The sequence below is a fragment of the Gordonia sp. UCD-TK1 genome (assembly GCF_001691435.1).
GTDB lineage: Bacteria > Actinomycetota > Actinomycetes > Mycobacteriales > Mycobacteriaceae > Gordonia > Gordonia hongkongensis.
The window spans coordinates 1-22,100 of record NZ_LZMP01000016.1; the positions used below are offsets into that span (position 1 = coordinate 1).

The 22,100-nt window shown below is 63.4% G+C and carries 21 protein-coding genes, 1 tRNA gene and 2 pseudogenes; 9 read left to right on the forward strand and 15 right to left on the reverse strand.

Translation table 11 applies throughout. The features are described 5' to 3' along the window. Positions 1–152: 152 nt before the first annotated feature. The 5 genes and pseudogenes from A9310_RS10870 to A9310_RS10890 all read right to left on the reverse strand — a co-directional run bounded on the left by A9310_RS10870 (position 153) and on the right by A9310_RS10890 (position 3,526). On the reverse strand, positions 153–587 hold the full coding sequence (locus tag A9310_RS10870; protein WP_065630633.1) for a hypothetical protein: 435 nt from the start codon (positions 585–587) through the stop codon (positions 153–155). Further along, entirely contained in the window at positions 584–1,765 is a 1,182-nt protein-coding gene (locus tag A9310_RS10875; RefSeq protein WP_058253036.1) for a globin domain-containing protein, read from the reverse strand. Before A9310_RS10875 ends, A9310_RS10870 begins: the two co-directional genes overlap by 4 nt. A 120-nt stretch (positions 1,766–1,885) precedes the next feature. After that, positions 1,886–2,380, reverse strand: a complete 495-nt coding sequence (locus tag A9310_RS10880) for an Rrf2 family transcriptional regulator (protein WP_058253035.1) — start codon at positions 2,378–2,380, stop codon at positions 1,886–1,888. Between the two features lie 57 nt (positions 2,381–2,437). Next, positions 2,438–2,692, reverse strand: a complete 255-nt coding sequence (locus A9310_RS10885; RefSeq protein WP_065630634.1) for a DUF2510 domain-containing protein — start codon at positions 2,690–2,692, stop codon at positions 2,438–2,440. 80 nt (positions 2,693–2,772) lie between these two features. Then, positions 2,773–3,526 (reverse strand): annotated as a pseudogene (locus A9310_RS10890) (DUF72 domain-containing protein). Positions 3,527–3,658: 132 nt separating this feature from the next. On the opposite strand from A9310_RS10890, the gene wrbA reads away from it, so the two are divergent. The 4 genes from wrbA to A9310_RS10910 all read left to right on the forward strand — a co-directional run bounded on the left by wrbA (position 3,659) and on the right by A9310_RS10910 (position 6,548). Beyond that, a complete protein-coding gene (gene wrbA, locus A9310_RS10895) occupies positions 3,659–4,258 on the forward strand; it encodes an NAD(P)H:quinone oxidoreductase (protein ID WP_058253059.1) in 600 nt (199 codons plus the stop codon). A 289-nt stretch (positions 4,259–4,547) separates the two neighbouring features. Next, complete coding sequence (locus tag A9310_RS10900) at positions 4,548–5,042, forward strand: FBP domain-containing protein (RefSeq protein ID WP_065630688.1); 495 nt, start codon at positions 4,548–4,550, stop codon at positions 5,040–5,042. A gap of 449 nt (positions 5,043–5,491) precedes the next feature. Further along, positions 5,492–5,920 (forward strand): nitroreductase family deazaflavin-dependent oxidoreductase, encoded by a 429-nt coding sequence (locus A9310_RS10905; RefSeq protein ID WP_065630635.1) that lies wholly within the window; start codon positions 5,492–5,494, stop codon positions 5,918–5,920. Positions 5,921–5,999: 79 nt separating this feature from the next. After that, a complete protein-coding gene (locus A9310_RS10910; RefSeq protein WP_065630636.1) occupies positions 6,000–6,548 on the forward strand; it encodes a dihydrofolate reductase family protein in 549 nt (182 codons plus the stop codon). Between the two features lie 6 nt (positions 6,549–6,554). Here A9310_RS10910 and A9310_RS10915 read toward each other — a convergent pair whose 3' ends face one another. Then, positions 6,555–6,989, reverse strand: a complete 435-nt coding sequence (locus A9310_RS10915; protein WP_065630637.1) for a DUF309 domain-containing protein — start codon at positions 6,987–6,989, stop codon at positions 6,555–6,557. 935 nt (positions 6,990–7,924) lie between these two features. On the opposite strand from A9310_RS10915, the gene A9310_RS10920 reads away from it, so the two are divergent. Beyond that, positions 7,925–8,356, forward strand: a complete 432-nt coding sequence (locus A9310_RS10920) for a DUF6325 family protein (RefSeq protein WP_083207346.1) — start codon at positions 7,925–7,927, stop codon at positions 8,354–8,356. On the opposite strand, the gene A9310_RS26320 is transcribed toward A9310_RS10920, so the two are convergent. Together A9310_RS26320 and A9310_RS26465 are read right to left on the reverse strand one after the other, a co-directional pair. Continuing rightward, the gene (locus A9310_RS26320) at positions 8,281–8,520 is read right to left on the reverse strand and encodes a helix-turn-helix transcriptional regulator (protein ID WP_083207351.1); all 240 of its coding nucleotides are present in this window, start codon (positions 8,518–8,520) and stop codon (positions 8,281–8,283) included. The genes A9310_RS10920 and A9310_RS26320 overlap by 76 nt on opposite strands. Positions 8,521–8,558: 38 nt before the next feature. Beyond that, a complete protein-coding gene (locus A9310_RS26465) occupies positions 8,559–8,693 on the reverse strand; it encodes a hypothetical protein (protein ID WP_302621814.1) in 135 nt (44 codons plus the stop codon). Between the two features lie 138 nt (positions 8,694–8,831). Here A9310_RS26465 and A9310_RS10925 point away from each other — a divergent pair. The 3 genes and pseudogenes from A9310_RS10925 to A9310_RS10935 form a co-directional block, all read left to right on the forward strand. After that, a pseudogene (locus tag A9310_RS10925) lies at positions 8,832–9,239 on the forward strand (DUF1214 domain-containing protein); the annotation flags it as partial. Between the two features lie 389 nt (positions 9,240–9,628). Beyond that, a complete protein-coding gene (locus tag A9310_RS25595; RefSeq protein ID WP_139104592.1) occupies positions 9,629–10,462 on the forward strand; it encodes a hypothetical protein in 834 nt (277 codons plus the stop codon). Positions 10,463–10,689: 227 nt separating this feature from the next. Further along, positions 10,690–11,412 carry a restriction endonuclease gene (locus A9310_RS10935; RefSeq protein WP_175401121.1) on the forward strand — a complete coding sequence of 241 codons (723 nt, stop codon included), beginning with the start codon at positions 10,690–10,692 and terminating at the stop codon, positions 11,410–11,412. 139 nt (positions 11,413–11,551) lie between these two features. Here the strand turns inward: A9310_RS10935 and A9310_RS10940 are convergent, their stop codons facing one another. The 7 genes from A9310_RS10940 to A9310_RS10970 all read right to left on the reverse strand — a co-directional run bounded on the left by A9310_RS10940 (position 11,552) and on the right by A9310_RS10970 (position 20,295). Next, on the reverse strand, positions 11,552–11,815 hold the full coding sequence (locus A9310_RS10940) for a hypothetical protein (RefSeq protein WP_065630642.1): 264 nt from the start codon (positions 11,813–11,815) through the stop codon (positions 11,552–11,554). Between the two features lie 414 nt (positions 11,816–12,229). Next, positions 12,230–12,655, reverse strand: coding sequence for a hypothetical protein (locus A9310_RS10945; RefSeq protein WP_139104594.1), 426 nt, complete (start codon positions 12,653–12,655; stop codon positions 12,230–12,232). Between the two features lie 40 nt (positions 12,656–12,695). Beyond that, positions 12,696–15,815 carry a type I restriction endonuclease subunit R gene (locus A9310_RS10950; RefSeq protein WP_065630644.1) on the reverse strand — a complete coding sequence of 1,040 codons (3,120 nt, stop codon included), beginning with the start codon at positions 15,813–15,815 and terminating at the stop codon, positions 12,696–12,698. Positions 15,816–15,817: 2 nt separating this feature from the next. Then, positions 15,818–16,768, reverse strand: coding sequence for a GIY-YIG nuclease family protein (locus tag A9310_RS10955; protein ID WP_065630645.1), 951 nt, complete (start codon positions 16,766–16,768; stop codon positions 15,818–15,820). Between the two features lie 2 nt (positions 16,769–16,770). Next, on the reverse strand, positions 16,771–18,084 hold the full coding sequence (locus A9310_RS10960; RefSeq protein ID WP_139104595.1) for a restriction endonuclease subunit S: 1,314 nt from the start codon (positions 18,082–18,084) through the stop codon (positions 16,771–16,773). Next, positions 18,081–20,054 (reverse strand): class I SAM-dependent DNA methyltransferase, encoded by a 1,974-nt coding sequence (locus A9310_RS10965; protein ID WP_065630647.1) that lies wholly within the window; start codon positions 20,052–20,054, stop codon positions 18,081–18,083. The genes A9310_RS10960 and A9310_RS10965 overlap by 4 nt, the downstream gene beginning before the upstream one ends. A gap of 155 nt (positions 20,055–20,209) precedes the next feature. Further along, positions 20,210–20,295, reverse strand: a tRNA-Leu gene (locus A9310_RS10970). Between the two features lie 277 nt (positions 20,296–20,572). Here A9310_RS10970 and A9310_RS10975 point away from each other — a divergent pair. After that, positions 20,573–21,892, forward strand: coding sequence for a DUF3662 and FHA domain-containing protein (locus A9310_RS10975; RefSeq protein WP_065630648.1), 1,320 nt, complete (start codon positions 20,573–20,575; stop codon positions 21,890–21,892). Positions 21,893–22,100 lie beyond the last annotated feature (208 nt).

The window sequence follows — 22,100 nt, forward strand, 5'->3', positions numbered from 1 at the left end:
GCAGGGGGTGGGTCGCTTGCGCTCCTCGCACCTCAGGGAGCAGGGGGTGGTCGCTTGCGCTCCTCGCACCTCAGGGAGCAGGGGGTGGGTCGCTTGCGCTCCTCGCACCTCAGGGATCAATGGTCATGTCGTTCTTCCGGATTGGGGAGGGATCAGCCAGCACCGATCAGCACGGCGGTACCAAGCCAGACGAGCGCGACGACCTTCAGGACCTCGAAGCCGACGTAGACGAGGTGGGCGTGACTTCGAGGTCCGTCGTGTCCGGCGAGCACTGCGTCGGACCGCTTGGTCAGTGCCGGTCGGACGGCCACCAACTGAACGGCGAGCGCGGCAATCGCCACACCGGCGGTGATCGGCACGGCAGCGCCGGACCACGAGCCCCACACAACCGCGATCAGAATGCCGACCGCCCAGACGATCTCAGCCGCATTCAGCGCCCGGAACACCAACCGGCCGATGCCGAGACCGATGGGCAGAGTCACCCCGGGGGCACGGAACTTGAGCGGCGCCTCGATGAACGAGATGGCGAACACCATTCCGAGCCACAAGAAGGTCAGCGCGGTCACCACCGCGCCCGCGGTGCTCATCGGGCGCCGGTCCGGAGCAGTTCCGGTCCGAATGTCTCGTAGTGAATCCGGCTCTCGTCGACGTCGCGACCGACGAAGGCCTCACGCATCGACGACAGGAATCCGGTGGGACCGCAGAGCATGATGTGAGCATCCCTCTCGACGTCGAGGTTGTCGAGGGTCATCTGTCCGATGCGGATCGCGTCCGAGACGACGTGCGGCGAGGCGCTCTCGTACCACTGGATCAGCCGGCCCGACGGGAGCGAGTCGACCAGCGCAGCCAGCATGCCGCGGTGCGGCTGACGATCCCGCGAACGGTCGGCGTGGAGGACGGTCACCGGCCGGGTGTCGCGCTTCTCCGACAGGGCGGTGAGCAGCCCGATCACAGGTGTGCAGCCGATCCCGGCCGAAGCGAGCAGGAGCGGAGCGTCGTCGTCGGGCAGCACCAGGTCACCGAAGGGCGTGCTGACATCGAGGAGGTCACCTTCGAAGACGTGCTCGTGCAAATGCGCCGACACCTCGCCGGCGAGTTTGACACTGAACCGCCATCGCGACTCCGCCGGCGAGCCCGTGAGGCTGTACTGGCGGATCTGCCGGGCGCCGTCGGCCAGGGGGACCTGCAGGGATATGTATTGTCCAGGTCGGAATCTCGGCAGATCACCGTCGACTGCATCGACGGTCAGCGCGATCGTGTCGGGAGAGACCTGCACGCGGTCGGTGACCCGGACCTCACGCCAGACCTGCCCGGGACCGACGTCGGCGGCGGCATACAGTTCGGCTTCCGATGCGATGAGCAGGTCGGCCATGTCCCAGTACAGCTGATCCCAGGCATCCGCGACGTCGGGAGTGACCGCAGCGCCGAGCACTTCGACGATCGCAGCGAAAAGATGCTCGTGCACAACGGCATACTGATCGGCTGTGACCCCGAGTGAGGCATGCTTGTGTGCGATGCGGTCGAGGATGAAACGCTGGCGACGGACGTCGGGCTCGAGCTGGAGACGAGCGAACGCGGCTATCGAACCGGCAAGGGCCTGCGGCTGATCACCCGACTTCTGGTGCGTGCGGTTGAAGAGATTGTCGAGCAGATCGGGATGCGCGGCGAACAGTCCGCGATAGAAGCGCGGGGTGATCTCCGCAAGCGACCCTTCGACGGCGGGAAGCGTGGCGGCGATCGTCGCGCGTTGGGTGTCAGACAGCATGAGAACTCCTTTGTTCATCTGCTCATCGGGTTGGTGCGCAGGAAGAATGTGTGACGGGTCGAGCGCCGCCCCCGCTGGTTGAGCTTGTCGAAACCACCACCGCAGCACGCGGTTACAGCGTCAGGTCGCTGTGGGTGCGGCAGCTTCGGATACCGGTCCGTCCCGCGGCGGCCGGGACGACAGCGACAGCAACACCGCGGTCGTCGGCTCGCGGGCGAGATCGGCGACCGTCTCGGAGTCGAGACTCTCATAGAATGCGGCGACCGCTCGGGCGAGGGACCCCCGGAGCCGGCAGGCGTGGCGCAACGGGCAGGGTTGTGCGCCTTCGCATTCCACGACCTCGCCGTCACCTTCGAGCGAACGGGCGAGCCACCCGACGCGGGCATCGCGGCCGAGTTCGGTGATCGTCAGCCCGCCGGTTCGACCGCGCCGAGCGTGTACGACGCCGAGTTCCGACAGCCTTCCGACGACCTTGGCGACGTGTGTGTATGGGACGGCGAGTTCGCGGGCGAGATCCTTGGTGGTAAGAGCTGTTGCAACAGAGTCATGTTGACCCGAGACGGCCAGCCGCATCACGACCCGGAGGCCGATGTCGGTGAAGCGCGTCAGTTGCATGTCGTAAGTAGAACACAAATTGGCACCTGAGATGCCAATTAAATGAGGTGACGCCGGTCACGCGTGGTGAGCCGGCCGGCTACTAGTCTGCGCCGACGCGGGCCGCGTGTGAGCGGTCCAGGCGTGGCCGTCGTGGTACCGGTCCACGTCCGGATACTGCGGGTCCGGGTACCAGCCACCCATCCCATTCCGTCCGGCGTCGACAGCCGAGTTCTTCGACTTACGGGACACCAGTACGACGATGCCGACGATCCCGGCACCGAGAACCGCCAGCAGCACGAGCAGGACGGCGAGCATCAGGATGATCGACATGCACGTACCGTACCGAGACCGGCGGGCGGCGCCACCGGGCCGACGCTCCGATTCCGTCGAATGACGGACCGCCAATGGGGTCAGTCTCCGACGGTCTTCACCGTCGTGCCCATGCGTCGCGCGCGGCGGATCATGATGGCGGCGTTGTCGATCGCGGCGCATCCCGGGTCGTTGTTGAAGTAGACGTAGACGTCACACGAATCGTCGAAGGACTCCGACAGACGGCGTAACCAACTGTCGATCGCCCGGGTTCCCTAGCTCATCGGTCGTCGRGACGTCCCGTCGTGAAGGCGCAGGTATCCGAAATCGGCTGTGCGCCAAAGAGGGTTGAGGATTCGGTTCTTCCGGTCGGCCCAGCACAGCGCCGCGTTGTGCCGCTCGAGGACCGTCCTTGTCTCGTCGCACCACCAGGACTCGCGCCGGGGTTCGACGGCGACCTGCACCGACGTCGGAAACCTCGCGAGCGTCTCGTCGAGGGCGTCGGGGATGGCGCGGAGAGTGGGCGGCAACTCCGAGGAGCACCGGTCCCAGCCGGCCGTCGAGCCCGGCCGACCGATCGAGGAACCGCTGGACCGGTTCGGCCGGCTCGTTGAGCCGTTTGATGTGCCCCAGATAGCGACTCATCTTCGCGGCCATCCGGAAGTCGGCGGGGACCGTCTCGGCCCAGCGCTCGAACGCCTTCCGCTCGGGCAACCGGTAGAAGGTGTTGTTGACCTCGGCGGTCGGGAACCGCTGCGCGTAGTAGTCCAACCACAACCGTTGCGGGAGCTTCTCGGGATAGAAGGCACCGCGCCAGTCCCGGTACTGCCAGCCGGAGGTACCGATGAACAGCATCGCGCAACTATCCGTTCGGGACGGGGCTACGAATCCCGTCCACGACGAGTACCCGGTATGCGCGTGGGTGTCGACTCACGGCTCGTGGGTACCCGTCGGTGGCACATGCCAATCACCGAGACGGGAGTACACATGACCAAGCTGGCGATCATCTACTACTCGGCCACCGGACACGGCACTGCGATGGCACAGGTGCTGTCGGATGCCGCTGAATCCGCCGGTGCCGAGGTCCGAGTCCGCCACATTGCCGAAACCCGGGACCCGCAGACGTTCGCCGAGAACCCGGCCTGGTCGGCCAACTACGAGGCCACCAAGGACCTACCCGCCGCGACCGGCGACGACATCGTCTGGGCAGACGGCGTCATCTTCGGGAGCCCGACGCGGTTCGGCAGCACGGCTTCGCCGTTCCAGACATACATCGACTCTCTCGGGGGACTGTGGGCCGAGGGCAAGCTCGCCGACAAGGCCTACGCCGCCTACACCTCCAGCAACACCGCCCACGGCGGGCAAGAGACTACCCTCACCGCTCTCTACACATCGCTGATGCACTTCGGCGGCATCCTCGTCCCGCCCGGGTACACGGACGGACTGAAGTTCGCCGACGGCAACCCGTACGGCGTCTCCCATGTCACGGGTCCGGAGAACAAGAACGAGCTCGACGACGCGACGAAGGCCGCGCTCGAACACATGGCGCAGCGGGTGGTGCGGATCGCGGGCCTCCTCGCTGCCTGATAGTCGTCGCTCACGAGATCCGTTCCCGCTCAGCCGTTTGGTTCGGGCGGGGACGGATCTTGTGAGCGCGCGGTCGCCGTAATCGAGTTGACAGCGAAGGTTCGGCGGTTCACCATCGGTCCTCGTGTCTGTCAGTGTGTCGCCCTCCGGGCGTGAGGAGGTCGTCGGCGTCGTGCGCGCCGACGGTTGATTAACCCGCTCCGATCGGCGCGCGTCCCCGCAGTTGTGGACCGCGCCGGTCGAATCGTGCACTCTTTTTCCTCCTCCGTCACCTGAGGTGTATCCACTCATGCATTCCTTGACCGAAACCCAGATCCGTTCGTCGTTCGTCAACGCCTCGCTGCGCGAACGCAAGAGCGTGACCCTTCCACCCGACTTCGACGACTTCGACTGGGAGCGAATCGATTTCGTCGGCTGGCGCGACCCGAAACTACCGATGGTCGGATACGTGGTCATCCCGACCGACGACGACGTCGTGGGCATCATGCTCCGTCTCGGTGGCCGCCAGCCGCGAACCCGGCCCCTGTGCTCGTTCTGCGAGGACGTGCACCTGCCCAACGAGGTCGCCTTCTTCAGTGCGAAACTCGCCGGCGCCGCGGGACGCAAGGGCAACACGGTCGGGACGTTGATCTGCTCGAACTTCGAGTGTTCGGCGAACGTCCGCGCCAAGCCGTCGGCCATCTTCTCCACAGACGACCCCGAAACCGTTCGGCAACAACGCATTCAGGCATTGCGGAGCCACCTCTCCGGCTTCGCAGCGCGGGTGGCGAGCGGCGACAGCTGACGCGCGCCACTGCTCCCCGAGCTGAGAGCCGCCGAAGTTTACGGAGCCGTGTCATCCCGCCCCTGAGCAGCGAGCTTGCGAGCGTATCCCCCGCGCCCTGAGGAGCGAGCTTGCGAGCGGACCCCCGCACCCTGAGGAGCGAGCTTGCGAGCGGACCCCCGCACCCTGAGGAGCGAGCTTGCGAGCGGACCCCCGCACCCTGAGGAGCGAGCTTGCGAGCGTCACGAAGGGTCTTGGTGAGATGCGTGGCAGACCCTTCGTGACGCGCCCTCCGCAAGCTCCGGGCGCTCCTCAGGGAGCAGAGCGGGACAGTGGTTCCGCGGCTCTTTCGGATCAGGGAGCAGAACGGGCCAGCGGGCCTGCGTGTTTGTCGACTAGAGGGAGCGTGGGGGTGGGACCGGGTGTCCGCTGAGCTTTCGGCCGACGGTCAGAGCGGCGATAGTGGACCCATGACGTCGCTGTTCATCCGAGCGCTGCAGACCCACCAATGGCTCTACGAGCATTCCGGCGGACTCGTCGGCCACCGGCTGCTGATGGGCAATCCCACGCTGCTGCTGCGCACAATCGGCCGCCGCACCGGGGAGGCCAGGTGCAATGCGCTCACCTATGCGCGCGACGGCGAGGCCTACCTGGTGGTCGCGTCGAACGGCGGATCGCCGCGACCACCGGGGTGGCTCGCCAACCTCAAGGCGCACCCCAACGTCGAAGTCCAGGTGGGTCGTCGTCGGATTCAGGTCACCGCGCGGGCGACCTACCCCGATGACCCGGACTACGCCCGGCGCTTCGTTCTCGTCGATGAAGTCAACAAGGGTCGCTACGCCGGCTATCAGAAGAAGACGACGCGCCCACTCGCCATCGTCGAGCTGACGCCGCGCTAACAGCGTGCCGTTCCGATGACTATCGACCGGCCCGCCGGTCGGTATCTGGGAGACAACGTCAACGACCCCCGGGAGAAGCATGCGCACGCTGGCGATCACCCAGAACATGACGCTCGACGGTTCGATCGAGATGTTGACCAACTGGTTCGACCCGACCGTCGAGGCGCCGGACCTCATGGCCGAGTCCCACCGGCAGGACGCCGAGGCCGATGCGCTGCTCGTCGGCCGGCAGACCTTCGAGGACTTCCGCGGCTTTTGGCCGCACCAGACCGACGACGCCACCGGGATCACCGACTATCTCAACACCGTCGACAAGTACGTGGTGTCGAGCACGATGACCGACCCGGCGTGGCAGAACTCGACCGTTCTGTCCGGTGACGTCGTCGACGAGGTGACCGCGCTGAAGAAGACCGACGGCAAGGACATCGTCGTGACCGGCAGCATCAGCCTCTGCCACACGCTGATCGAAGCCGGTCTGGTCGACGAGTACCGACTGTTCGTCTACCCGACCGTCCAGGGGTCGGGACGGCGTCTGTTCCCGGACGGCCTGGAGATCCCGACACTGCGGCTCGTCGACACCAAGAGTTTCGAGCTGGGCGTCTCGCTGCTGCGCTACCGGACGGTGTGACCCGATTCAGGCGGGGTCGGAGTTGATCTCCGCGAACGCACGGTCGCGGATCGCCGCGAGATCCATCCCGTACGTCAGACCATGAGACTGCTCGTACTCCTCCAGCCGCGCAGCCGCCCGGTCGTACAGACGGCGGGCACCGACAGCGTTACCCCGACGGTGGTGCGTCAGTCCGACGCAGAGCTGCGCGAGTCCCTGCCACAGCGGCCGCTCCTCGGGCGGACATGACTTCCACCGGGTCTCGAACACCTCGTGCGCCGAGAACGGCCGCCCCTCTTCGAGCAACTGCCATGCGAGCGCGATCGTCTCGTCGGGCGGCAACGGTTCCTCGGACACCGGCTCGACGCCCGGCGCGCCATACGGCAACGGCCTGCCCAACTCGTCGCGCGGCCGGGCCTGGCGCGCGCGACCGTCGGGGTCGCGATCGCGGGCCTTGTCCATGGGTCACCTCCGGTTCGTCGCGGCCGGTATAGCTGGAGTGCGCTTAACCGCCCTGGGATCCGCTGCTGAAAGGTCGTGAATCATGCCATGAGCGGGCCGGTGGCTGTACCGCCACTAGTCAAATCTTCCGCTTTTAGGCCGAGCCCATAGTGTCCTGCCTTCATCGGTCAGGCGCGTAAAGCCGTTGACCCTGATCAATAGGTCATTGTCACCACTTATGCGCTGTCGGTACGCAAACCCGCCAAAGGTGCTTACCTTCGGCACCGGTGGCAGGCCCGGATCAAACTCCACGACGAGGTCCTCGTCTTGCATCTTCCGCCACCAGGCTCGGAGCCGATTGAGCTTGTCTGCGCTCATGCCTCGGCCTTCAGTAACTACGTACTCGCCATGGTCTCGCAGTCTTCGATAGGGAATCGCGCCGCCGTGTCCGTTTGTAGTCTCCCAGGGCCAGTGGTCATTCAAGACCTGACGTGCCGACCTCGCCCCTCCGTAAGTCTTCATGTGCCAAGACACTGCCTGACGAGTCACTCCGAACATCTGCGCAATCTGCGATTGGTTGTAACCCCGCAGTTTGAGTGCCTCGATGACTTCCTTCGACAAACCAGTGCCGTCAGTCTGCAACATGCCTAGCACGGTTCCCTCCACTCGACCTCCCTAGGCTACGACGATATTTTGTTTGATTGACCGATATGAATGAGGGGGCCGTTTTGTGCGACAAGGCGCTGCTGAGGCTCTGGGAGGACGGCTTGATATGGCCCGTGGCGAGTGGCGACACCTTTCCGGTGGGCGTTGCGCCACACATAGAACACACCTAAAGGGAGAACCTTAGTCAGCTGCACATCACCCGCGCTAACACCGCTTACCCCACCCTGTCAGCATGACGACATCGCCCGCCCTGCCGCGCACACTCCCCTCCCAAAGCGGAAGGAATGACGATGACCAGAGAGCTCGGCCCGGTCGACTACGTCGTGGTGGAACTCCCGGCGGGTGCATCGTCCGTCGACAGGGGCGTACGCGTCGAACTCGCCGGGCTGGTCGACAACCACCTCGTCCGGGTGCTTGATCTGCTCGACGTCAGCCGCCGCGCGGACGGAACCGTCGCGGTTGCGGAATTCGAAGACTCGGACCTGGACGAGGTCGACTCACTCGGCAGTTCCGTGATCGAGTTGCTCTCCCTCGAGGACGTCGAGAACCTCGCCATGGCCATCTCACCGGGCGGCTCCGGTCTCGCCATCGTCTGGGAGTACATCTGCACCGCGTCGTTCTTCTCGGCGGTGGCGTCGGCTGGCGGTCACCTCAGCGCGCACGCACGAATACCTGAACGGGCCATCGTCGCATCGCTGCGTGCCGCCAGGGAGTCGTCGTGAACGACCTCGCCATCGACTGCGCTACAACAGGTTCTGTTCTCTGGCACGGTCGCCGGCATCCCGCCGCGACGACACCCCAACTTGCGGTAGATCACCTGCTGGTGGGTCTTGACCGTGTTGACCGACACGAACAGATCCGCGGCGATCTCGGCCGCCTTGTACATCGTCGGCAGGTACCGGAAATTCGCCAACTCGCGTTCGGTCAACGCTTACCGACCGGTTCGGCGACGTCGAGATCGCCGGGTTGCGGGGCATCGTCGCCCAGGACTCCGAGCAGATCGAGAGCGAAACCGGGATCGACGTGCGGTCCGGCGGTCCGGACGTATTCGTCGACCACCTAAGATCTCATGCCCCTTCGTCCCGGCCGGTCCGGCCGTCGGGCCGTCATCGGCCATCCCGTCGTCCGGGTGCTCCCGCGCCCGGGTTCCGCGGATCTTGTCGACCGTTACGCTCGGGGTCGTGATGTCGAAGTGCCGCTGAGGTAGGGCTTGGGGCGAATCCGCCCGAAGACGCCATCTACCCCCTGTTGTTGACCGACTCCGACGGTCAACCGCTGTCCGGTGAACACGACTACCGACTTCACTTCGCCGCCGGAGAACTACCCCCGGTCGACGCGTTCTGGTCGGTGACCATGTACGACGCCGAGGGCTACCAGGTCGGGAACGAGATCGACCGGTTCGCGATCGGCGACCGCGACAACTTGCGGTTCAACGACGACGGTTCACTGGACCTGTATCTCCAGCACACCAACCCCGGCCCGGAGCTCGTCGACAACTGGTTGCCGACCCCTCGCGGGCCGCTGGGTGTGACGTTGCGCCTGTACGCGCCGCAACGGGCGGCGCTCACCGGGGCCTGGACTCCGCCTGCGGTGCGACGGGTCTGACACGGCCCGCACCGACGAAAAAGGTCAGGTCGCAAGCGACCTGACCTTTTTCATGAGCTCTGCTGGGTACGGACATCCGCGGGCACGGCCCCAGCACCGGTCCTGGACCCGAACAGTGCGGTGTGGCCGTCGGCGGTCGACCCACAGGAAACCCTCGCCCTGTTCGGCCCGCAGGGATCATCGGAGTCACCCTCGTCGGCTTCAGCGTCGTCATCGATATCATCGTTCGCATCCTCGGACCCGTCCTGCTCTCGTTGGCGGTGTTGGCGAGCCGTAACCGCGCCAACCGCTGACGCCTTGATAACGACGCGCAGTGTTTACTGTTTGCGAAGATCAACATCCGCACAGAGCGGATAATGTGACCTCATGCCGAACAGCAGGGGCGATCGATGAATGCAACGCCCGTCAGCCGGTCCGACATCCCCACGACGCCGACATCTGCGTTCAGCCCATACGTCGCCGAAAAGTTGGGCTGGTACGTGTACGCGCTGCGAAACCCGATCGATAGCCGCGTCTTCTATATCGGCAAAGGCAAAGGAAATAGAGTTTTCGCCCACGCCAATAGTGCGCACCTCGCTGCTAACGAAGATAAGGTCAGCCAAAAGATCGGTGTCATCAAAAAGATCCACAAGGCGGGCCTGCACGTCGACGCCTACATCATTCGCCACGGTCTGGCATCGGAAAAGCTGGCCTATGCAGTCGAAGCGAGCCTGATCGATCTGTGTCAGCTCCTCGACCCGACAATGACCAACGATCGATTCGCCCTGACCAACCTCGTCACCGGCCACCACACATCCACGCACGGACTCGCCGGCGTCGATGTCGTCGCCAGCCTCTACGAGGCACCGGCAGCTCCGGACATCACGGTGCCCGCCCTCCTCATCAAGGTCCCCGTCCTCTGGACCCCAACCATGAGTGCCGACGACTTGTACAACGCCACCCGCCAATGGTGGCGTCTCTCCGTGCGTCGCGAGAAAGCGGAGTACGCCTTCGCTGTGCACCGGGGCGTTATCCGCGCGGTGTACCGCATCAACCCCGGATCCTGGGAACCCGGCTGGTTCGTCGACGACGAATGGACACTGACACCCCATCCCACCGCCGAGCGTCGCTGGCGTTTCACCGGCCATATCGACACTGGTCTCAACGCGACGCACCGCAACACCAGCGTGAAGCACCTCTACAAGAAGGGTGCTCGAGTGTCGGTCATGTACCGCAACTGCTGAGCACCTGAGCGTGCGGGGCTGACAGGAAACGACGCAATGTGGTGGTAGATACCCGGACCCGGATGCTTCGCCACGGTGTTCCGCGCCGAAGACCACGCATGCGGCGGTACCACTCACTCGGAGTCAGAGAGGTCGCGGCACCCAACCCATCCCCGGGTTTAGGCGTTCACCGACTAAGCTCACGCTGGGCGCAGTGTGTGCCCCCGGTGGCGAGAGTTGTGGCGCGAGTGAGTGAGACAGACGTCGACGGATTGAGCGACACCGAAGTAGACCACCCTATAGCTGCGGTGCTTTCCGGTGTCTCACGAGCCGAGGCGGACCAGGCGGAAAAGGCCGCGGCGCAACTCATGCGCAAGATCGGATTCTCGGACGCCACCGCGACGGTGTCGAGCGGTGACCACGGAATCGACGTCCGGGCGACTGCTGGCCTTGCACAGGTGAAATGGCAGTCAAAGCCTGTCGGCCGGCCGGCCGTGCAACAGTTGGGCGGTGCGTGGCTGCGTGAGCAGAGTCTGTGGAAGCGCAACACCAAAATGTTGTTCTTCTCGAAATCCGGGTACACGAGCGCCGCGGTCGACTATGCCGATGCGGTCGGGATGGTGCTGTTCGAATTCGACCTGAAGGGAAGAGCAACGGCTGTCGGCAAGGCCGCAATGAGCTATCGCAAAAAGTACCCAGAGGTCGTCAGGAACTCGGCCACCTCACGACACTCACCTACGACCGGACGATGGCGTCGCATATCGCAGGAAACACTCGTCGCGCTTGCTGTCGTCTTGGTGGTCGCAGTTTCGCTCGCCCCGTTGGTGGTCGGCCTGTACTTCGCCTACGTCGCAGTCGCTGGGATGATCGCAGGCCCGACCACGGGAACTTGGGTCGCCCTTGCGGGCGGCACAGCTCTAATTGTGGCCTTCGCCATCATCGCCAGGTGGCTTCTGACAACCCCTGAATGATCCCTGGTGCGGGCCCCGCAGCCTGGTCGTAGCGACCTGGCTCGTTCGGTTAATAGGAACCTGCCAGAGGCTCTACGCCGTCACAGCCGGGGACGCCCACCTGGGATATGAAACGAACCCGAGAGGACCGCCGATCTGATCAGTGGTTGTTCACCCACGGCCGATTCTCATCTCGGTATACAGGATCGGAATCTACCCAGCGAGTCACCGGGTATTGCTCGCGGAGTTCAGCGATCCTGGTCTTCGTCTCACTGATCCGTAGCCTCAGGTCCTGCGAATCCTCACCTATCGCGCTGTCGCGAAGCTCCTCGAACTCAGGGGGAACGAACTGCGCGACATATTCGAGGACCCGGAGTTCACGGGTCACGTTGGCGTAGTTAATTGCAGCGTTGCGGGTGGCCATCGGACCAGCATCGCAGACGAGGTCGTCCAACTGGAGGCGGTGTTAGGACGGCGAATCGGCACCATGGCGTCAGATGACTCCTCACGCGGGCCTCCCGGACGTTTCGACCGAACGCGACACCGTGAAGATAGTGCGCAGTCGTGCGCGTCGGCCTTGCGCCCACCGATGCTCGACTTCGCGCAACGGCGTCTGAGACCAGCTAGATTCGGCGCCAGAAGTTCTTGCCGGGTTCAGCCAAACCGTGCCACAGGTTCGTGGCGGTTGATGCTGACTCCCTCTGCTCAGGTAGATCACGGTGTCGACGCGTTCGACAGCCCTGTCGAACGCCCCACGAGAACAATGCTTGTCAGACGCCCTCGCCGATGCAGTCGAAGGCCTCCACCTCGAAACCGAAGCTAGTTGGAGGATGCGGCGTCAGTCTCGCCCTTCCCGACAGCGCAGATACAGGGTTAGAGAGTCGGCCACATCCTCGGCGTAACGCTCAGCCTCCATGAAACTGTCGGACCACCAGGCGAGCCGCACACTCTCACAGACGCTCGCACCCAGTTGGATTTCTTGAAGCAGTTCATCCGCTCCATCCACGTCCTTAAACCCACTCAGGCCGTAATGGAAGTAAGTCAGATCTTCCGACGGCAAACCGAACTCCAATTCGATCCACTCTTCGAACACTATGACTGCGTTCCGGACGCGATTCGATGCGTAGTCTCCTTCGGAGAACAGGGCCTCGGCGCAGACCCCGCTCGTGAGCAGAGCTCGCTCGCGAAGGTGGCGGATCTGGCGCTCCGGCGGCCACGCGGCGCCGGCCGCTTCGTCTGGTGGGGTTGACTGCGACTCCGACATGACGATCCTCCCTGTGAGCACATTCAACACGACCCGATTCCTACGTATTGGAGTCTTGGAGTGTCCGGTAGACCGCGGGCAGCAGTTCCCCCAACAGCTTCTGCGCTAGGTCCCTGTTGTTGAGAATCTGCCTGGAGAGGTCGGCGGACGAGTCCATCGATCCGATGACCGCCGCGTTGAAGGCGATGTCGATGTCCGGGCTCGCGGAGAACTGAGCCAGACTGTTGAACTTGGCTTGCTGCTGGAGTTTCCCGTCCTCTTCGAGCCGGTCCTTGATGTGGGTGACAACGCTGCGGACACTCGAGTCAGGGTGATTGCCGGAGAACAGATCATTGATACGTGCAATCACCTCGTCGAGGGCAACCATGTCTGGGTCTTTGACGGTGCCGGTGCCGGCTTCTTTAGCCGGTTCGAGCTGCACGCCGGGGGCGAGCTGGCCGTGCTGCTGTGCCTGTTCGTGTTGGTTGAGGTAGTCGATCGTCACCGCGGATAAGTCGATCGGGGTCTGTTTCTCCCCACCGGCCAGCTGTGGTGCGAGGAGTTTCAGGTAGATTGCGAGCTTCTCGAGCCACGGGTTCTCGTAGTCGAACAGCTGGGAAAGGAACTCGTACTGGCGGACGTAGGTGCCGACGTCTTTGCGGAACATTTCCAGCTCGTCCACAGAAGTGATGTCCGAGTGATCGACGGCTTCCTTCATACGCACGGTATATCGCTCAGCGGCGGGGGCGATCCACTTCTCCAGGGCGTTGTTGCCCTTGCGGGCCAGGTAGTCGGCGACGAGTCCGTCGACCTCGGAGGCTTCGTAGATGCCGGTAACGGCCAGTTTGCGTTCGGTGTCGTGCACGATGTTCGGGTCTGTGACGTCGGCGAGGGTGGTGACCTCGTAGTACGGGGAGAACGCATCGACGATGTCGGTGATCTCGTTGGCGAAGTCGATCACGAACGTCTGATCCTTGAGCGGTGGATGTGTGCGATTGAGGCGGGACAGGGTCTGCACGGCCTGGACACCGCCGAGCTTCTTGTCGACATACATCGCGACTAGCTTCGGCTGATCGAACCCAGTCTGAAACTTGTTGGCCACCAACATCACCTGGAACTCGTCGGTGGCGAACGCATCACGCAGGTCTCGACCCTTCAGGCCGGGATTCATATTGGTCTCGGTGAACGGCTCGTCCGACCCGGATTCAGGGTCTTTGACCTCCCCGGAGAACGCAACCAGCGCGGCGACGTCGGTGTAGCCGTGGTCCGTGACGTACTTATCGAAGGCGAGTTTGTAGCGGACGGCGGCCTTGCGGGAGCTCGTGACGACCATCGCCTTGGCGTGACCGTCGAGCCGCCACGCGACGTTGTGCCGGAAGTGCTCGACGATGATCGCGACCTTCTGCCCGATGTTCGTCGGATGGAGCTTCACCCAGTTCATCACCGACTTCACGGCCGCCGACCGATCCACAAGGTCTGCATCGGTCGCGCTGCCGCTGACGGCGACGGTGCCCTCCTTGGTGTCGTCGGTGGTGAACGTTTTTCCATTGTGGGACAGGCGAAATGCCGTCTTGTAGGGGGTGTAATTGCGCAGGACGTCGAGGATGAAGCCCTCGTCGATCGCCTGCTGCATCGAGTACAGATGGAACGGGCGCGGCGTGCCGTCCGGACCTGGACGGCCGAACAATTGCAGTGTGGTGGCTTTCGGAGTGGCGGTGAACGCGAAGAAGGAGATGTTCTTCGCCTCGGCCCGAGCTTTGGTCTCGGCCGCCAGCACGTCCTCCGACGACACTGGGCCGCCGTCCTCGACGTCGGCGAACTCGGCTTGGGTCAGGATGTGCTTCAGCTTGTTCGATGCGCTCCCGGCCTGAGAGGAGTGGGCCTCGTCGGCGATGATCGCGAAGTTTCGCCCCTGCAGGGCCTTCTTGTTCGCGATCGCGTCCAGCGCGTACGGGAAGGTCTGGATGGTGACGATGATGATGTGCGTCCCCGATTCCAGTGCATCGGCGAGTTCGGACGACTTGGAGCCGGACAGGCCGTCGATGTGTGCGACGACGCCGCTGGTGCGGTTGATCTGGTGAATCGCCTCCTGCAGCTGCGTGTCGAGGACGGTGCGGTCGGTGACCACGATGACGGAAGAGAACACTTTCTCATCCGCCTCGTTGTAGAGGCTCGCCAAGCGCTGCGCGAGCCAGGAGATGGAGTTCGTTTTCCCCGAGCCCGCTGAATGCTGGATCAGGTACTTGTGGCCGCCGGGTCCTTCCGTGCGAGCGGCGTCGACGAGCTTCGTGACGGCTTCCCACTGGTGGTACCGCGGGAACAGCAGCGTTTCCTTGCGGATCTTCTTGCCGGTATCGGGATCGCGGCGATCGGTGACCTCGAGATGCATAAACCGATCGAGGATCTCCAACCAGGTGTCACGCTGCAGGATCGTCTCCCACAGGTAGGACGATGCCGACCCGCCCGGGTTAATGGGGTTGCCGGCGTGGTGGTTGTTTCCGCGGTTGAACGGCAGGAACACCGTGGACTCGCCGGCGAGCCGGGTGGTCATGTGCACTTCTTTGTTCGACACCGCGAAGTGCACTAGCGCCCGCGTCGCAAACGTCAGCAGCGGCTCGCCCTTCGGCAGACGATCCTTCTTGTACTGCTCGACCGCATGGGCCACCGACTGCTGCGAGAAGTCAGTCTTCAGCTCTGCTGTGGCAACGGGAATCCCGTTGACGAAGAACACCAAGTCGATTGCCTTCTTGATGTTCGCTTTCGAGTAGTGCACCTGACGCATCACCCGCAACCTCACCGACGAGTATTTCGCCGCTGTGGTCGCATTCAGGCCAGAGTTGGGTTTGAACTGGCACATCGCGAAGGTCGCGTTGAAGTCGCTGAACCCGCGCCGAAGTACTGCGAGGGTGCCACCGTCAGCCTTCAAATCCGCCGACAAGGCCTTCGCAAGGCGCTGCAGCAGAGCCGCTTTCGACTTCTCCTGCGCACCGGCGGAGGCATCGGGCTTGACTCGCTTCTCTACCTCGGCCGGTTGGGTATCGGCGAGCCATGCGAAGACGTCCTCGGGGAACACTGCGAGGTCGCGGTCGTAACCGGTGTCATTCGGCGAGTACAGCCAACCGTGCGCGGCGAGGTGCTGGCAGATTTCGTCCTCGAGAACCGACTCGTGATGCTGCGGCACCGTCAGTTCCCCTCCACCAATGCGCGGCCAGTCACAAGGGCCGCGGCACTCAACGCCTGGTTCTCCAGATAGTTCACGTCCTGTCCTCGAGCGTTCTTCCAGGACCTGCGCCCGTTCACGCTTCCTCCAGCGAGCACGGATCCCGCCGAGGATGGGCTGCGGAGGAGGTGATCGCGCAGGAAACGGATTTCAGCCCCTTCGACCGCGATAATGCCGTCCTTCTCGAGCGCCTCGCGAAGTCGCAGCGCGGAGCCCGGTATCGACGGCTGAGTTTGCGCGCGCCCTCGTGAGCCCTCCAGAACAAGAAATCCCTCAGAGGTCAGGTAGCCGGTGGCGTCACATCCCCCATCCCTGAAATGCAGCAGTTCCTGCTGTGTCGACTGTTCCGACGTCAAAGTCGAGCCCGTGCCATTCCCATCGTTCGTCATCACCGGCACCGACTCAGGCTTGGTTGGTGGTTCGAGCACGGGTGCGCCGAGTGTCGCCAGAAGAACTGCGATCGTGTCGAGAAACTCGTGGCAATCCGCTTCGAGAGGCGCAGGTGTGTGTGGGTTCGACGCCTGATTCCCATTGACCAACTTGTATCGTCCGGCCGAAGCCGCCCGGTTGATGGACAACCATTCGAGGTATGCGACATGCGTTGACGTCCACTCGTTCGTCAACGACACCGCGACCATTGCGGTAGTCCAGAACTCTTTTGACTTCGCGTGCTGCTGAAGTCGATCGCCCACGTTGCCGGTCTGACCGATATAGCAGCTACCCAACTCGCCCGTTTCGGACCCGAGCAAGCAATAGACCCCAACCTGAGACGCCTCGGACAACTTGAGAAAGTCCGCGAGAAGGGGCCGCGGAACTTCGAACACCCGAACGGTGCGAGTAGTGAGGCTCGCGACGCGGATGCCTGAAGGGCTTCCTGACGGCAAGTAGATCTGGATTGTCTGGGGACGGAGCATGTTCACGCCACCTTCCGAACATCGATTCTCCCCGTCACGGCATCCGTGATCAGGGCCGAGCGGTACTCACGGAGTGTCTCAATCATTTCAGTCGACTTCGTAATTAGAGCGTCAATCTCGGCGCATCGCGCCTTGAGAAACGCGGCAATCGCCACCTGTTCATCTACCCCGGGGTGAGGCCATTCCAGGGCGGCCAACTTCTCAGCAGTAAAATGCGGAATTGTCGCTCTGCCACACAGAATCGACACGTGACCTGACAGAGTCGCTGCCTCGATCAGGTATGCCAGAAACTCTGGACTGTCACCGTGCAAAGCACGAACACGGTTCAGCGATTTCTGAAAGCCCCAGCCATCGAGGTCCCGGTCCAGGACAACGCAGCGCCCGATTGCACCACCCTCGACAACGAGGATGTCGCCCTTTCTGAGGGTCAGCGAATGAATCTCTCCCGGCGAGAACCAACAGAGCAACGGATCGTCAAGGCTCAGACCGGTTGTCGTCAGGCTCCCAGCCTTCAGATGCGGCAATTGCACGTCAACGGCGGCCTGCGCCTCTCCCTGAAACATCTTCCCCAGGGTTACGGAGAACCCGTGCTTGATCTTCGCCACCGACCAATGTGCAGGGACGTCGCCGATCCAACCAGCACCCGAGTCCTTCATCTCGACGTCCGGGTCGAGGCCCTTCGTGGCGGCTTGCGTGATCGTGGCGGCGCGGTCCTCGCGCAGGGTGGCGATGAGCTGCTCCTGCTTGGCGATCAGCGCATCGCTCTTGGCGGTCTCGCGCTCGAGGAAATCGACGATCATCCGTTGCTCGTCGACTGGTGGAAACCAGACGGGTGCAGCACCGAGTGATTCGTGGTTTACCTTGGGCATTGCGACGCGCATTGAAGAGTCTACGACGTAGTCGGTGAAAGGTCTCGATAGCAGGACGCGGATCGCATAAGCACTGTCCAGTACGGAGGGATCTGGCGTAAGTCCGTACATGTCTGCGCTGCAGAGACAGTCGGCCGGAGCGATGACTGCCTTCGCGAGGTTGGGACGAATCTTGGAGTAGATGATCTGGCCCTGACGGACCAGGTATTTGCCACTGTCTGCGCCCTGTTCCTCGGCAGTTTCTAGCGCCAGTAGCTTTCCGGTCTGCGACTCCACGTGGTTCGGAGCGATCAATGGCATGGCGCAGTACGCATCGACTCGAGGGTCGACTTGACCACCGTTGATCCAAACGTGCCGCGAGAACTTGCTGACAATCCAGTGAGAGGGGACATCGCCGAGATAGGCGCTCCCGGAGGGCTTGTACTGAGGGTAACCCGGCCAGGTCACGCGCCCACCTCCACGAGCATGGCCTGAATCTCGGTGACGAGTCGGCGCAGATCGTTCTGGATCTCGTCGAGCGGCCGAGGCGGGGTGTAGCGGTGGAAGTACCGGGTGACGGGGATTTCGTAGCCGGTCTTGGTCTTATCGTGGTCGATCCACGCATCCGGGACGTGTGGCAACACTTCGCGGGCGAAGTAGTCCTCGATATCTTCGCGCAGTGGCACGTTCTCGGTGTCACGCAGCGATGTATCGGCGTCCGGCTTGCCATTGGTGGTGATGACATCGGCGTCGGGGTCGTGCTGTCCGACGGTGGTCCAGATTGCCTTCACCACGGGTGCAGCGGGTTTCGGCATTCCGGCCTTCTTGAGCGCGGCTTTGAGTTCGTCGACGAACTTGTCGCGGTTCGACCACGTCCACCCGACCATTGCAGTCACCGCTTCTCGAACGGCAGCCTGCTCGGCTTCGGGGAGCTTGACGATCGCTTTGTTCGCGAGGACCTGCCCGGCCGTCTCCTCGCGGACGGTGAAACTCAACTGCAGGGGGCGTTCGACGGTGATCGTGTGATACCCGAAGTCCTGGTTGGCGAACACCTTTGACAGTGCGGTCTCGTCGGGGTTGTTGTCGTGCCGGAAGTCCTCGTAGAGTTGGCAGATCAGCTTGATGTCCTCGTCGCGAAGCTGTTTACGCTTGGAGCCCAACGACTTTCGCATCTTGCCGAACATGTCGGCAGCGTTGATGAGCTGAACCTTGCCCTTTCGCTGGACGGTTTTCGTGTTGTCGAGAATCCAGATGTAGGTGGAGATGCCGGTGTTGTAGAACATGTCGGTCGGCAGGGCGATGATCGCGTCGAGGAGGTCGTTCTCGATGATCCACTGCCGGATGTTCGACTCACCCGACCCGGCACCACCGGTGAAGAGAGGAGAGCTGTTGAGGACGATCGCCAGGCGTGAGCCCTTGTCGTCCGGGTTGCGGACGGGACGCATCTTGCTGATCAGGTGCAGCAGGAACAGCAACGAACCATCCGATACGCGGGGCAGCCCCGGGCCGAAGCGACCGGCGTGCCCACGCTGCTCGTGCTCCGCCGTAACCGACTTCTGCTGCGTCTTCCACTCGACACCGAACGGCGGGTTGGAGAGCAGGAAGTCGAAGTGGTGGCCGGCGAAGCCGTCGTCGGAGAGCGTGTCTCCGAGGTAGATGTTGTCGACGCTCTGACCCTTGATGACCATGTCGGATTTGCACATTGCGTAAGAACGGGCATTGATCTCCTGCCCGTACAACACCGGCTGGGCGTCGGGATTCATCTCCGTCAGATGGTCATACGCCGTCGACAGCATGCCGCCGGTGCCGGCTGCGGGGTCATAGATGGTCCGCACGATGCCCGGGGCGGTGAGTTCGAGGTCCTTGTCCGCGTACAGCAGGTCCACCATGAGGGCGATGACCTCACGTGGGGTGAAGTGGTCACCCGCGGCGGCATTGTTGGATTCGGCGAACTTCCGGATCAGCTCCTCGAAGATGTAGCCCATGTCGTGCCCGGTCACCCGGTCAGGGTGCAGGTCGACGTTCGCGAACTCCTTGACGATCAGGAACAGCCGGTCCTTCCTGTCGAGGTCGCCGATCAGCTCGGTGAGCTTGTAGCCGTCGAAGACATCGCGGATGTTCGCCGAGAAGCCCTCGATGTAGGCGACCAGGTTGTCGGCGAGGCCGGCCGGGTCGGCTGCGAGCTTCCCGAAGTCCCACACGGACGTGTTGAAAAACGGAAGGGAGAATTTCGACTTGAGCACGACGAAGGGATCGATGCCGAGTCCCTGGGCCTTCTTGTAATCCGCGAGGACGTCGCCCTTGTTGGGAGCGAGGATGGCGTCGAGGCGCCGCAGGATGGTGAACGGCAAGATGACGTCGCCGTACTGGTTCGGCTGGTACGGGCCGCGAAGAAGGTTCGCGATGTTCCAGATCAACGAAGCGTTCGTCGTCGCCATGAGTCTCGTACATCCCTTTCGCCGGTGCAGGCACTAAACCTACCGACTCGGCACAGTTGGACGCGGAAATACTCGGTCGGCGAACCAGACACCCCTACGCAAACAAGAACGAGGTCACCAGCCCTTGGGCTCGTGACCTCGTCTTGTGCAGTTCGTGGTGGGCGAAGGGGGACTTGAACCCCCACGTCCCGAAGGACACTGGCACCTGAAGCCAGCGCGTCTGCCATTCCGCCACTCGCCCGTGGCCACCGGAGTTCCGGTGGGCATGTCGTCGAACTGGGTGTGTCCGGCGACTGGACGACGATAGCAGCACGCCGCCACCGAAACAAAACTCGATCTCCGACGTTGCATTTGTGCAGTACGTCGGGTTACGTCAGATGCCGGATACACACCAATGGGACAGGTGTTGCAGACGGTGCACCAGTTGCCTTGGTGGCACAGTTGGCCGTTGATGTCGCTATCATCAAACAAGGCCAGATGCACGGCGACACGCTCTATTGCCGCGAAAGGAGGTCTCGGTGGGGATCCTGCAACGACTGGAACGCAAGCTCGAAGGTGCAGTTGACGACGGTTTTGCCCGTGTCTTCGGTGGTCAGGTGGCCCCGCAGGAGATCGAGAACGGGCTACAGCGAGAAGCCGAGGAGTCGCTCGAGAACCTCGGTGACGGTACGGTCCTTGCGGCCAACAGCTACACGCTGCTGTTCAGTCCCACCGATCATCAGCACATCGCTGCGGAATACGAGCTGAACCGCAAGACTTTCTCGAAGCATTTGGAAAACTTCATCAAGGACAACGGGTGGCAGACCTACGGCAAGGTCGTCGTAGAGTTCGAGCAATCGCCGTCCTTGCACACGGGGATCTTCCGCGCACGCGGCACGGTCAACCCGGACGCGCGGCCCCGCCCGGTGGCAGCACGTTCGGAACAGCCGCACGGTGCACCGGTCCCCGGCCCGCCGGCCGGACGCCCGGCCCCTGTTCCCCCACCTACCGACGCCCCCGACCAAGGAGCCCCCAAGATGACTCAGAATCCCGGATACGACCAGCGCAGGGGCGCCGATCCCGCGTACGACCAGTACGGCCAGGGATCGGGGCAGCAGGGCGACCAGGGTTACGGCCAACAGGGCTACGACCAGTACGGTCAGCAGCCCGGCTACGACCAGGGATACGACCAGCAGGGCTACGGCCAGCAAGGTTACGACCAGGGTTACGGCCAGCAGCCCGGCTACGGACAGCAGGGTTACAGCCAGCAGGGCTACGACCAGCAGGCCTATGGCCAGCAGCCCGGGTACGGCCAGCAGGGCTATGAGCAGCAGGGTTACGGCCAGCAAGGCTACGACCAGGGTTACGGTCAACAGCCCGGCTACGGACAGCAGGGTTACGACCAGCAGGGCTACGGCCAGCAGCCCGCCTACGACCAGGGTTACGGTCAGCAGGGCTATGAGCAGCAGGGCTACGGCCAGCAGGCCTACGGTCAGCAGCCCGCCGGGTACGACTACCAGGGCGGGTACGACCAGGGTTACGGCGCGGGCCGGCCGGCAGCCGGGTACGCCCCGTCGTCGATCACGCTGCTGCTCGAGGACGGCAGCAACCGCACCTTCCAGCTGCACGAGGGATCCAATGTGATCGGCCGCGGACAGGACGCACAGTTTCGTCTGCCCGACACCGGCGTCTCGCGCCGTCACGTGGAGATCCGCTGGGACGGTGCGACCGCCATGCTCACCGACCTCAACTCGACCAACGGCACCACCGTCAACGATCTCCAGGTGAACACCTGGGAACTCGCCGACGGCGACCGCATCCGCGTCGGACACTCCGACATCACCGTCCGGTTCCAGTAGACCCGCATACGCCGAGCGCACGCCCACCGCGGGCGCGCGGCAGTCGACACCGGCCAGAAGCCTCTCCGGCCGGTTGATACTGAACTGTCATATCCGAATGACCGGGTTCGGCGGATCTGCCCATAAGATGCAGTCGGGTCCGCTCCTTTCGATCGGCGGTCCGACGACTGCTGCCGCGGGTACGACCCGACCGAGACGGAACGCGCTG

What these genes read in the sequence shown, in the direction of transcription:
- A9310_RS10870 (WP_065630633.1), bottom strand. Translation starts at nt 587, where the DNA reads ATGAGCACCGCGGGCGCGGTGGTGACCGCGCTGACCTTCTTGTGGCTC.
- A9310_RS10875 (WP_058253036.1), bottom strand. Translation starts at nt 1,765, where the DNA reads ATGCTGTCTGACACCCAACGCGCGACGATCGCCGCCACGCTTCCCGCC.
- A9310_RS10880 (WP_058253035.1), bottom strand. Translation starts at nt 2,380, where the DNA reads ATGCAACTGACGCGCTTCACCGACATCGGCCTCCGGGTCGTGATGCGG.
- A9310_RS10885 (WP_065630634.1), bottom strand. Translation starts at nt 2,692, where the DNA reads ATGTCGATCATCCTGATGCTCGCCGTCCTGCTCGTGCTGCTGGCGGTT.
- wrbA (WP_058253059.1), top strand. Translation starts at nt 3,659, where the DNA reads ATGACCAAGCTGGCGATCATCTACTACTCGGCCACCGGACACGGCACT.
- A9310_RS10900 (WP_065630688.1), top strand. Translation starts at nt 4,548, where the DNA reads ATGCATTCCTTGACCGAAACCCAGATCCGTTCGTCGTTCGTCAACGCC.
- A9310_RS10905 (WP_065630635.1), top strand. Translation starts at nt 5,492, where the DNA reads ATGACGTCGCTGTTCATCCGAGCGCTGCAGACCCACCAATGGCTCTAC.
- A9310_RS10910 (WP_065630636.1), top strand. Translation starts at nt 6,000, where the DNA reads ATGCGCACGCTGGCGATCACCCAGAACATGACGCTCGACGGTTCGATC.
- A9310_RS10915 (WP_065630637.1), bottom strand. Translation starts at nt 6,989, where the DNA reads ATGGACAAGGCCCGCGATCGCGACCCCGACGGTCGCGCGCGCCAGGCC.
- A9310_RS10920 (WP_083207346.1), top strand. Translation starts at nt 7,925, where the DNA reads ATGACCAGAGAGCTCGGCCCGGTCGACTACGTCGTGGTGGAACTCCCG.
- A9310_RS26320 (WP_083207351.1), bottom strand. Translation starts at nt 8,520, where the DNA reads ATGTACAAGGCGGCCGAGATCGCCGCGGATCTGTTCGTGTCGGTCAAC.
- A9310_RS25595 (WP_139104592.1), top strand. Translation starts at nt 9,629, where the DNA reads ATGAATGCAACGCCCGTCAGCCGGTCCGACATCCCCACGACGCCGACA.
- A9310_RS10940 (WP_065630642.1), bottom strand. Translation starts at nt 11,815, where the DNA reads ATGGCCACCCGCAACGCTGCAATTAACTACGCCAACGTGACCCGTGAA.
- A9310_RS10945 (WP_139104594.1), bottom strand. Translation starts at nt 12,655, where the DNA reads ATGTCGGAGTCGCAGTCAACCCCACCAGACGAAGCGGCCGGCGCCGCG.
- A9310_RS10955 (WP_065630645.1), bottom strand. Translation starts at nt 16,768, where the DNA reads ATGCTCCGTCCCCAGACAATCCAGATCTACTTGCCGTCAGGAAGCCCT.
- A9310_RS10965 (WP_065630647.1), bottom strand. Translation starts at nt 20,054, where the DNA reads ATGGCGACGACGAACGCTTCGTTGATCTGGAACATCGCGAACCTTCTT.